Source organism: Microcoleus sp. OTE_8_concoct_300 (assembly GCF_031383065.1).
Lineage (GTDB): Bacteria > Cyanobacteriota > Cyanobacteriia > Cyanobacteriales > Microcoleaceae > Microcoleus.
The window spans coordinates 1-10,233 of the sequence record NZ_JANMZH010000831.1 but is presented as its reverse complement, the minus strand read 5'-3'; the positions used below and the strand labels follow the sequence as shown (position 1 = coordinate 10,233).

General features: G+C 47.9%; 16 protein-coding genes and 1 pseudogene. 2 read left to right on the top strand and 15 right to left on the bottom strand.

Annotated elements, in window-relative coordinates:
- Positions 1 to 41: 41 nt before the first annotated feature.
- Positions 42 to 428: a hypothetical protein gene (locus ACUVJL_RS36885; protein ID WP_445250343.1), complete on the bottom strand. Its 387-nt coding sequence runs from the start codon at positions 426 to 428 to the stop codon at positions 42 to 44.
- 230 nt (positions 429 to 658) lie between these two features.
- On the opposite strand from ACUVJL_RS36885, the gene ACUVJL_RS36880 reads away from it, so the two are divergent.
- Entirely contained in the window at positions 659 to 1,468 is an 810-nt protein-coding gene (locus ACUVJL_RS36880) for a pentapeptide repeat-containing protein (protein ID WP_445250342.1), read from the top strand.
- 235 nt (positions 1,469 to 1,703) lie between these two features.
- On the opposite strand, the gene ACUVJL_RS36875 is transcribed toward ACUVJL_RS36880, so the two are convergent.
- Positions 1,704 to 2,072 (bottom strand): helix-turn-helix transcriptional regulator, encoded by a 369-nt coding sequence (locus tag ACUVJL_RS36875; protein ID WP_333239177.1) that lies wholly within the window; start codon positions 2,070 to 2,072, stop codon positions 1,704 to 1,706.
- A gap of 149 nt (positions 2,073 to 2,221) precedes the next feature.
- A complete protein-coding gene (locus ACUVJL_RS36870; protein ID WP_445250341.1) occupies positions 2,222 to 2,578 on the bottom strand; it encodes a helix-turn-helix domain-containing protein in 357 nt (118 codons plus the stop codon).
- A gap of 27 nt (positions 2,579 to 2,605) precedes the next feature.
- On the opposite strand from ACUVJL_RS36870, the gene ACUVJL_RS36865 reads away from it, so the two are divergent.
- A complete protein-coding gene (locus ACUVJL_RS36865; protein WP_445250340.1) occupies positions 2,606 to 3,154 on the top strand; it encodes a hypothetical protein in 549 nt (182 codons plus the stop codon).
- A gap of 15 nt (positions 3,155 to 3,169) precedes the next feature.
- Here ACUVJL_RS36865 and prfA read toward each other — a convergent pair whose 3' ends face one another.
- From prfA to ACUVJL_RS36805, 12 genes and pseudogenes are all read right to left on the bottom strand, one after another.
- Positions 3,170 to 4,264 carry a peptide chain release factor 1 gene (prfA, locus tag ACUVJL_RS36860; protein ID WP_333059813.1) on the bottom strand — a complete coding sequence of 365 codons (1,095 nt, stop codon included), beginning with the start codon at positions 4,262 to 4,264 and terminating at the stop codon, positions 3,170 to 3,172.
- Between the two features lie 325 nt (positions 4,265 to 4,589).
- On the bottom strand, positions 4,590 to 4,898 hold the full coding sequence (gene rpmE, locus ACUVJL_RS36855; RefSeq protein WP_333439449.1) for a 50S ribosomal protein L31: 309 nt from the start codon (positions 4,896 to 4,898) through the stop codon (positions 4,590 to 4,592).
- Positions 4,899 to 5,003: 105 nt separating this feature from the next.
- Positions 5,004 to 5,207 carry a hypothetical protein gene (locus ACUVJL_RS36850; protein WP_445250339.1) on the bottom strand — a complete coding sequence of 68 codons (204 nt, stop codon included), beginning with the start codon at positions 5,205 to 5,207 and terminating at the stop codon, positions 5,004 to 5,006.
- A gap of 18 nt (positions 5,208 to 5,225) precedes the next feature.
- Positions 5,226 to 5,639 carry a 30S ribosomal protein S9 gene (gene rpsI / locus ACUVJL_RS36845; protein ID WP_006634975.1) on the bottom strand — a complete coding sequence of 138 codons (414 nt, stop codon included), beginning with the start codon at positions 5,637 to 5,639 and terminating at the stop codon, positions 5,226 to 5,228.
- Positions 5,639 to 6,094: a 50S ribosomal protein L13 gene (gene rplM / locus ACUVJL_RS36840; protein WP_015178725.1), complete on the bottom strand. Its 456-nt coding sequence runs from the start codon at positions 6,092 to 6,094 to the stop codon at positions 5,639 to 5,641. The genes rpsI and rplM overlap by 1 nt, the downstream gene beginning before the upstream one ends.
- 139 nt (positions 6,095 to 6,233) lie before the next feature.
- A complete protein-coding gene (gene truA, locus ACUVJL_RS36835) occupies positions 6,234 to 7,076 on the bottom strand; it encodes a tRNA pseudouridine(38-40) synthase TruA (RefSeq protein ID WP_445250338.1) in 843 nt (280 codons plus the stop codon).
- Positions 7,077 to 7,105: 29 nt separating this feature from the next.
- The gene (gene rplQ / locus ACUVJL_RS36830; RefSeq protein ID WP_242719721.1) at positions 7,106 to 7,456 is read right to left on the bottom strand and encodes a 50S ribosomal protein L17; all 351 of its coding nucleotides are present in this window, start codon (positions 7,454 to 7,456) and stop codon (positions 7,106 to 7,108) included.
- Positions 7,457 to 7,580: 124 nt separating this feature from the next.
- Positions 7,581 to 8,525, bottom strand: a complete 945-nt coding sequence (locus ACUVJL_RS36825; protein ID WP_332958426.1) for a DNA-directed RNA polymerase subunit alpha — start codon at positions 8,523 to 8,525, stop codon at positions 7,581 to 7,583.
- 174 nt (positions 8,526 to 8,699) lie between these two features.
- Complete coding sequence (gene rpsK, locus ACUVJL_RS36820) at positions 8,700 to 9,098, bottom strand: 30S ribosomal protein S11 (protein WP_006634980.1); 399 nt, start codon at positions 9,096 to 9,098, stop codon at positions 8,700 to 8,702.
- A gap of 84 nt (positions 9,099 to 9,182) precedes the next feature.
- Positions 9,183 to 9,566: a 30S ribosomal protein S13 gene (gene rpsM / locus ACUVJL_RS36815; RefSeq protein WP_006634981.1), complete on the bottom strand. Its 384-nt coding sequence runs from the start codon at positions 9,564 to 9,566 to the stop codon at positions 9,183 to 9,185.
- An 83-nt stretch (positions 9,567 to 9,649) separates the two neighbouring features.
- Positions 9,650 to 9,763, bottom strand: coding sequence for a 50S ribosomal protein L36 (rpmJ, locus tag ACUVJL_RS36810; protein WP_015178722.1), 114 nt, complete (start codon positions 9,761 to 9,763; stop codon positions 9,650 to 9,652).
- 368 nt (positions 9,764 to 10,131) lie between these two features.
- Positions 10,132 to 10,233: pseudogene (locus ACUVJL_RS36805) on the bottom strand (translation initiation factor IF-1); the annotation flags it as partial.

Sequence of the window (10,233 nt, the reverse complement as noted above, 5' to 3'; positions counted from 1 at the left end):
AGCGTCGCATTTTCCGGTATCGTGACTCAAAAAACGTAGGTCTAATCCTGTCTCTGGTAAGGTTCGGGCTTTCTTCTTGCACCGCTCGGAACGAGCCGGACTTCCCAAAAGCCCCCGCTTTTAAGCGTGGGGTTCCTTACGATCGCCTCGCGATTTTGAATAGTAGAACGGACTGCCACTACATTAACATTTCTGTTTAGTTGTCGGCTGAGTCTGTTTGCTAGTGCATCTGCAAAAGTAGTACAATAGCCTTTCCAGCCCTGTCCATCTTCATAGCCAAAAAGCACAGCATCTTTTCTAATACCAACTTTTAAAACTCCTGTTTGCTGAATTTCTTGCAAGACAGTCCGCGCCCAGCTTGCCGAAGGAAACAGCACTGTACATATAATGCTAGATGTTAGAAGTATCAGCTTTAATTGCTTATTCATTATTGTGTATTGCTACCGGAGAACACTACGGACTAGCTATTTGTGTAATACTTTACCAACACGACCTCAGCTTTGCCAGCGACAAAAAGTGATAAATAGTGATAAAAAGTAGCGACCTCGGCTCGGATGTGCTAAAATCTATCCACAGAAAGGTGCAAGGACACGCAAAATCCCAAGCATCCTCCGATCGCAACCTCAACTCGGACACTACCTTTAAGAGGATTTAACCCATGACTGTGGATGAAGCTCTCGCCATTGTCGAAACAGTTCTAGAGGATGACGAACAGTTAAACGACGTGCAAGAGCTAATCTTCAAACAGTGCTGGGAAGGCAGACAGTCTTATGAGGAAATTGCTAAATTTTCTAAATATGATGATGAATATATTAAAGCCGCTGGCTATAAACTCTGGAAGTTACTCTCAGAAGCTTTTGACGAAAAAGTAAAAAAAAACAATATTAAAGCAGTTATAAAACGCTACTTGCGACGACATCAAGTGACATTACATCGAACTCAAGTTATTGGAGTTAATCTCAGCGGTGCTGACTTAAGGGGAGCCAGAGTATCATTCGCAAACTTAAGTGAATCTGATTCGTCAACAGATTTACAGGGTGCAAATATATCTGATTATAATACAGTATCAGATGAAATTATCAAGGCTGAAGACGCACATAACCAGGGAATTTTGTCGAGCAAAAAAGAACGGATTTATCACTGGAATGATTTGCGCTTTCACAGCCAAGAACAAGTAAAAATAGCCGAAGCGCTCGATCGCACAAACACCCTATTCTTCCCCAACTCCAAAGCCCGCCTCACAACACCCGCAGGCCGACAAAACCAAGAACCAGATTTCCTCATATTCCACCAAGGCAAATGGGGTATTCTCGAAATATGGCATCCCGATACAGAAAAAGATGAAACGCGCGATCGCCTGTTTGCATCTCACGGTATCAGCATCATCCACTACTGCGACGCTAACAGATGCACAGAAGAACCCGATCGCATTGTCCGAGAATTTTTAGACATATTGAGTCAGGGATAGGGCGAGTGGTTTTTTCATAAGGGCTTACGCATAGGGGCCCAGAAACCGGGTTTTTTACGATAAGACGCGTTGTATCCCGCAGATTCGGCAAAAAACCCGGTTTCTTTGCTTGGAGTGCGTAAGTGCATACGGGCGATCGCACTCCGTAACAAAGTAGATTTTACCTTGACAAATTACTCGATTTGTGATATGCACGAGTGGTGGAAATTTTTAAGGGCGATCGGCTCGTACCCGCTCAACTGTACTTGCCTGAAGACTCAGCAGCATTAGCCAGCCGCTCCACGCCCGCTCGGACAATTACCGCCAAATCTGCGATCGGCATACATTGAATTTTTTTAAGCATATCGTTCGTATCCATCGGTTCCCGCATCGGCTTCCCGTCGAGATGACCTATAAGTTCTTCTAGTGTGAAACCAGCTCTAATAGCAATCTGAGTCAAATTTTCCGTATCCGGGATGCTCTGGCCTTTTTCCCACAACTGTACAGCAGTCGATGACACGCCCAAAAGCTTGCCAAAAGCTCGCTGGCTGAGGTCGCCACGCGCTAACTTAACAATCTCGATCAGTTTTCTCTTACCTTCAGCATCCACAATCGCAGTTACCACTTAACCACATTTAACAAGTTTACTTCTCAATTTATGATTTTTTCACTTGTTATTGACAAGCTAACTTATCGCTGCTAATATTAGAAGTATACCAATCAGTAACAACTATGATTTTAATAGTACCTTAAATAGATCCACATCAACTGTACTTACCCAGAAGACTCAGCAGCAGCAGCGAGTCTATCCATCACGGCTCTACCAATAACTGCCAACTCACTAATTGGCATACATTGAATTTTTTTCAGCAGATCGTTAGTATCTACGGGTTCCTGCACCGGCTTGCCTTCAAGATGAGCCATGAGCTCTTCCATCGTAAAGCCTGCTCTTGTCGCAATCTGAGTCAAATTTTTCGTATCTGGAAGTACCTGCCCCTTTTCCCAATACAAGACAGAAGCAGCAGAAACTCCCAACAGCTTGCCAAAAGCAGTCAGACTCATCGAGCCCCGCGCTAATTTAACAACCTCACTCAGTTTTTTCTTAGCTTCTGCGTCCACGATATCAGCCACGAGATAACCACAATTCCTAGTTTACTTGTGTACCAACAAACTTACCTGTCTTGCTTGACAGGAGAAGATTTAGCAGATATTATTTTAATTACATTGAAAATTTTAATTTTAATGAAAACCGATTTAGGAGAAATAGCAATGACCAAGAGACGCAATCTAAAAACTCACAAGCCCAGCCGCACCCGTCAAAGCCTTACAGCCTCCGGTTGGCTAAAACCCCAGTGCTGGCAAATCTCCAAAATAGAAGCAGCCGAAGCCCTGAGAATGCCCGTCAACCGCATAGTCAAAGTTTACCCCAAACAACATCAAGTAATAGTCGTTTACCTGAACAAGAAAGGACAAAAATGCAGTTCCTTTTTCAGCTACAGACTATTTGCCAGATGGGAACAAGAGACGCTCGCAGCAATTGCCAGTTTTCGAAACCAGCAAATCCTAGCACCCCTAGAAGTCATTGTACAATACGACCTCGAACATTTCAAATATCCAGTGGCGATCGCCGACGCAATTTGGGAAGCCCTACTCAACCATATCTCCCGCGTAACAAGGGGACTGAGGCTGAGCAAACAATGCGCCTAGCCCCCCATCACTCCATCAATTAGTAGAAGCAGCCAACTCAGCCAAACGTTCCTGCTGATCCTGAGAAATGCAAGTTTGAATAATCCCCTCAATATCCCCTTCCAAAACACTATTGAGCGAGAAATTCTCCCCCAAACGGTGGTCCGTAGCCCGATTGTCCTTATAGTTGTAGGTGCGAATCTTCTCCGATCGCGAACCAGTACCAACCTGAGCCAAACGCCGCGACTTCACCTCATCCTGCTGCTCCCGCAACTTCATCTCATAGAGCTTAGCCCGCAAAATCTGCATCGCCCGCTCCTTATTCTGCAACTGACTGCGCTCCTCAGTACAGAAAATCCGAATTCCCGTCGGCTTGTGAAACAAATCCGCAGCAGTTTCCACCTTGTTCACATTTTGACCGCCAGCGCCGCCCGATCGAGCCGTGCTCATCTCAATATCCTTCGGATCGATGTGAATCTCCACATCATCAACCTCCGGCATCACAGCCACCGTCGCCGTCGAAGTATGCACCCGGCCGCCAGCCTCAGTCACCGGCACCCGCTGCACCCGGTGTACTCCCGCCTCAAACTTCAGCTTGCTATAAACGCTGTCGCCTGTAATTTCCAGAATCACCTCTTTAAAGCCGCCCATTTCCGCCAGCGACTCGCTCACCAACTTCACCTGCCAGCCTTGAGTTTGAGCGTAACGGGAATACAGCCGCAGCAAATCTCCCGCCCAAATACTAGCCTCATCTCCGCCAGTACCCGCCCGAATTTCCAGCATAATATTCTTGTCATCGTTCGGGTCGCGGGGGAGCAGCAAAACCTTCAAACGACTTTCCAAATTCTCCAGCTTCGCCTCAAGTTCCTGAACTTCCAGCGCAGCCATTTCTTGCATATCTCGATCGCCTGCGGCTTCCTTGAGAACCTGTCGCGCGCCCACCAAATCTTCCTGAGTGGTTTTCCACAGAGCAAAAGTATCGACCACTTCCTCCAAGGACGATCGAGCTTTCGCTACCCGTTGAAACTCTTGATTGTCCCTAGCCACATCCGGGTCAGCCATGCGGCGAGTCAACTCATTAAAAGTTTGCTCTACCGACTTCAATTTATCCAGCAAATAAGATTCAGCCATTGTCAGTTGTCCTTTTTCAATCGATTTTAGATTTTAGATTTGAAGAACAGTTGGGATAGAATCTCGATCGAACTCAACTGCCAGCCGTAGCAAGTCTTCAATCTCAACTCTCCAATCCGATGGCGGATCGATTTTAGATTTTAGATTTTAGATTTTAGATTTTAGAACTCAAGAGCAGTTAGGATAGAATGTCGATCGAACTCTACTCGATCGAACTAAACTGCCAGCCGTAGCAAGTCTTCAATCTAAAATCTAAAATCCGAGGGCGGTAAGTTGCCAGTAGAAAGAACTACTCTCAACAAACTGCGGACAAATGACAATCCGGCTACTTCTTCTTTTTGCCTTTACCAGCAGCCTTAGAAGCATCTGCTTTCGGCTCTTCCATTTTCAGCGGTCCAGAGGAAGCATCTGCCTTCGGCATTTCTACCTCGGTCATGCCGTATTTCCGCATAAAGCGCTCCACACGACCTTCAGTATCAATAATCTTCTGAGTGCCAGTATAAAAAGGATGATTTCCCGACCAGACATCAACTTGAAGCTTTGGTCTAGTTGAACCCACAGTCATCACAAGTTCCCCGTTGCAATAAACCTGAGATTCGGGATACCACTGAGGGTGAATGCCATCTTTTGCCATTGTTTTTTACTCTCTAATTTTTGACTTTACAACCATTTTAGCTGCCGCAGGACTTCTAAACCAACAACAGTACCAATTTTGTCTTATACCTTTTGGAACCAGGAATCAGGAATCGGAAATAAACTTGAAAAAAAGGCAGATAAAATCTGAATGATTCTTGCCTTTTCTTTCTTCCTTCTTCCTTCTTCCTTCTTCCGTCAATCCGTCAATCCGAACTTCCGTTACATCCGTTACATCCGTTACATCCGTTAAAAAATCCGTTGCCGAACTTCCATTACATCCGTTACATCCGTTACATCCGTTACACAATCCGCTGCCGAACCTCGATTACCGCTTCGAGTATTGAGGAGCTTTGCGAGCTTTCCGCAAACCGTACTTTTTCCGTTCTTTGGCCCGCGGGTCGCGAGTCAAATAGCCCTCAGTCTTCAGAGGCTTGCGGTTGTCCGGGTCTAATTGACAAAGTGCTCTAGCGACACCCAAGCGAATCGAGTCAGCCTGACCTGTCAAGCCACCGCCTTCGACTTTTACCAAAATGTCGTACTCATTTTCCAGACCCAAAGTTTCCAGAGGGGCCTTAGCGAGAGCCAAATAAGTAGGATTGAATTGCAGGTACAAATCCCCCTCTTTACCATTGACAGTCAGTATGCCAGTGCCGGGAACCAAGCGCACCCGCGCTACGGAACGCTTGCGGCGGCCGGTACCCCAGTACACAGCGCGACCGGATGTATCTGTTGCTTGCATTACTCATTTCCTCCCGGAATCGTGTGAACAATTAATTCTTCTGGTTTTTGAGCTTGGTGCGGGTGGTTGGGGCCAGCGTACACCTTCAGTTTAGTAAACAGTTGTCTGCCCAGAGAAGTGTGAGGCAGCATTCCCCGTATAGCTTCTTCGACAATTCTTTCGGGCAAACGTGCTTGCAATTTGGCAAAAGTTTCTGTTTTCATGCCGCCCGGTCTTCCAGAATGGCGGCGGTAGATTTTCTGGGTGCGTTTTTTGCCAGTAACAGCGATTTTGTCAGCATTGATGACAATTACGAAGTCGCCGGTATCCATAGAAGGAGTGTAAGTCGGTTTGTGTTTCCCCCGGAGGTACATGGCAACTTCAGTTGCCAGACGGCCCAGCCGCTGGTCGGCGGCATCGACCACGTACCACTTGTGCTCTAGGGAGTCTTGAGTAGGGACGTAAGTTTTGTTCATTGTTTGTTGTTAGTTGTCTATTAACTGTTAACTGTTGTTAGTTGTCAGTTGTCAGTTGTCAGTTGTCAGTTTTTAATTGTTAGTTGTCCTTAGTTTTTTATTAGTAGTTACCTAATGACTAATGACTAATGACTAATGACTAATGACTAATGACTAATTTTGGCTGAGTGTCGTACCAGACCTCTGGGGGAAAGGGAAATTCTGAATAGCCAACCCGCAGCAGGCACAAACCTTGAGCGGGAGCGGCATATTTTACCATTTCTCGGCGTTCGTTGACCCAGATATCTGTGAAATTGTCGATCGGCCTTTCCCCGCGACCCACCTGCACCAGCAACCCCACCAGCAGCCGCATCATCCCGTACAGAAACCCGCTCGCCTGAACCTCAATATAGATAAGAGGCCCAGAACGCTGACACTCGGCCGCTTGCACGTCCACCCAGGAATGGGGGCGGGCAGAACCCTCGCGGTGGAAAGCAGCCAAGTGATGCCGCCCGATTAGCGGTGTCAAAGCTGTCTGAATCAAAGATTCATCCACAGGGGCCCCGTAGCAGTGCCAAGCAAAAGGACGCACAAACAAATTAGGGGTCGGGTCTGTATAAAGGGTGTAGCGATAGCGCCGCCAACTGGCTGAGAACCGAGCGTGCCAGGTAGGTTCCACCTTTGCCGAAGCTCGAATTAAAATATCTTTTGCCAGTCGAGAGTTGAGAACGCTTGCCCAGCGGTGAGCCGGAATTGGACCGGAGGCGTCAAAATGGGCTACTTGAGCAGCGGCGTGAACTCCCGCATCAGTTCTCCCGGCAGCGTGCAGCGTTACCGGGCGTTCCAGAACAGTCGATATTGCTGTTTCAATTTCTTCTTGTACTGTACGCTGGTTCGGCTGTCGCTGCCAACCGTGAAAGTTAGTGCCGAGGTATTGGATCACCAGAGCAACGCGCTGTATCGATTGGGGATTGTCGGTTGGGGATTTTGGATTGTCAGTCATAAATCACAAATCTCCAACCCAAAATTGAATTAAACCAGTTCAACGATCGCCATTTCGGAATTGTCTCCTTGACGGGGGACAGTTCGTACTACGCGGGTGTAGCCCCCGTTGCGCGAGCCGTACCGTTCTTGTGCCGCCTCAAACAAGGCGTGTACTAACTGTTTATCGTAGATATAGCCCATAGCTTGGCGGCGAGCGGCCAAGGAGCCATCTTTGGCGAGGGTAATCATCCTGTCTGCCTCTGAGCGCAGCGCTTTGGCGCGGGCGAGAGTGGTAGTGATTTTACCGTGGCGGATTAATTCGGTGGTCAGCGAGCGCAGTAGGGCGCGGCGCTGGTCAGCCGGTTTGCTGAGTTGGGGAACGCGACAGCGGTGACGCATGGCAGTTGGTAATTGGTAATTGGTAATTGGGCGCCGGGATAGTTCGCGATCTAGGGGGGTGAATTCTTTAACTTAAAAACTCACCTACTTAAAATTCAGAACTTTTTAACCCGTTACCCGTTGATTAACTTTTAGCTGATTTTTCCTGTGGCAAGGTAATGCCCAAGCGTTTTTGTAAAGCTTCAATCACTTCTTCTGCGGACTTCTGCCCGAAATTCTTGATCTCGAGCAAGTCTTCTTGGGTATAATCCAATAAGTCTGCGACTGAGTTGATCTGAGCCCGCTTGAGACAGTTGTAAGCCCGGACGGACAACTGCAATTCTTCGATCGGAATTTGGCTGGTAGGATCGGCTTCGCCGGGATACTCTGGTTTGAGAGAATCTTGGGTGATGTCTTTGAGAGGTGCAAATAAATCTACCAGGATGTGGGCAGATTGACTCAAAGCTTCTTGAGGAGTCACGCTGCCATCAGTCCAGATTTCCATAATCAGTCGGTCTTTCTCGACCGTCCCGCCTACCCGAGCATCTTCAACGCTGTAGTTGACTCGGCGAATCGGCATAAAGATGGCGTCAATTTGGAGAAAATCCAAAGCCGACCCATCATCGCGACTGCGGTCTACTGCTCGGTATCCGATGCCTTTTTCAATTCTGAATTCCATTTCCAGAACTGAGCCGGGCGAGAGAGTTGCAATGTATTGGGAGCGATCGATCAATTCCACCTCGGAGGGCAAATCGAATCGATCGGCCGTAACGGTGACGGGCCCCTCAATCCGCAACCTGCCGATTTGCGGCTGCTGAGAATGAGTTTTGAGGACGACCTCTTTCATGTTCAGGAGAATTTCTAGAACATCCTCACGTACCCCTTCGATCGTGGCAAACTCGTGATTGACGCCCGCGATTCGGACGGAAGTTACTGCCGTTCCTTCCAAATTTGACAGCAGAACTCGCCTCAGCGCATTCCCAACAGTTGTTCCCTGACCGCGATCGAGCGGTTCCAGGACAAATTTTCCGTACTGACTGCGGTCTTTGTCAGTGTTAGACTCTATACATTCAATTTGAAACTGCGCCACGGAGTGACCTCCCTTTTCCACTTTGGATTTTTGATTTTGGATTTTAGATTGCAGAGCATACCCCTGAACGGATTTCGGATTTTGGATGGACGGGGCAACAGTTAGAACCATTAGTTTTTGACTTTAAGCAGTTAGCCATTATCCAAAATCTAAAATCTAAAATCTCAAATCGTTTTAGACTCTACGTCGCTTGGGAGGGCGACAGCCGTTGTGAGGAATTGGGGTAACATCTCTAATCAGGGTGATTTCCAGTCCCGCCCCTTGCAGCGCCCGAATTGCAGTTTCTCGACCTGCTCCGGGCCCGCTCACCATTACTTCTATTTGGCGCATTCCTTGGTCGTTAGCTCTGCGGGCAGCACTTTCTGCTGCTGTTTGAGCTGCAAAGGGAGTCCCCTTCTTAGCTCCTTTAAAACCGCTGGAACCTGCCGATGCCCAGGATATTACTTCGCCGTTGAGGTCGGTAATAGTTACAATCGTGTTGTTAAAGGTAGACTGGATGTAGCCTACCCCATTGGGTACATTCCGTTTCTGCTTTTTTGCACCAGATTTCTTGCCTGTTTGTTGTCGCGCCATATTAGTCTCTTTAACGTTTCTCTCAACTAATGTTCCGAAGCGCTAGGAGCCAGCAGCCCCCAGCGTATTTTTGCCAAAAAGATGTTACTTCTTGGAAGGTGCCTTTTTCTTGCCCGCAACTGTTCGGCGGACGCCACGACGGGTTCTGGCGTTGGTACGGGTTCGTTGTCCCCGCACCGGCAGACCCAAACGGTGACGCCGACCGCGATAAGTTCCGATGTCCATCAGGCGCTTGATGTTCATTGACTCCCAGCGCCGGAGGTCTCCTTCGATTTGGTATGTGGTTTCTACATGAGCCCGCAGAGCTGTCACGTCGGCCTCTGTTAAATCCTTGACGCGAGTGTCAGGATTTACGCCTGTTGCAGCGATAATTTTTTGGGCCCGCGACAAGCCTATTCCGTAAATGTATGTCAGACCTATTTCGACGCGCTTATCGCGTGGAAGGTCTACCCCGGCAATCCGTGCCACACTTTTTCTCTCCCTAGTTTTCCTGTTTGGCTACAATGTTCAATTAGGATGCACCTGCGTGCAGTGCCCAATCTTCTTTTTTTCTAACCTTGGCGTTGTTTGTGTTTCGGGTTAGTGCATATCACCATCACTCGACCGCGACGGCGGATGACGCGACATTTCTCACAAATTTTTTTGACAGATGCTCGAACTTTCATCTTTCTTCCTGCCTGGAGAACCCCGCTCTACCGGAGAGCAGGCACGCTGGGACTGCCCGTAGAGCGGTGGGAGGAGAGGCTGGGCAAGGTGTAGGCCTCTCCTCGATTAAATTGTATAAAGTGCGGGTTGTTTCATGAAGGAGCCCGCTTGCACCCACTCCCATTGCTGGGGTAAAGTTCGCCTGCGCCACAGTGTTGGCGAGCGATACTTTTACGGCGTAGCAATGACTTAACCCGGTACACCGGTGGGTTGTTGACGCCCTTCTCGGCAACACTACAAACGTAGCATTATAGCATAAAATTGACGCTTTTTACCAAATTCTCTCTAATTAAACTTAGAATTAGTTTTTAGAAAGTTTTATCTAAGCCTATTTTTTCCGAAGGCGATAAGTAATCCTGCCTTTGGTCAAGTCGTAGGGAGTCAATTCGACTTTGACGCGATCGCCAGGCAGAATTTTGATGTAGTTGCG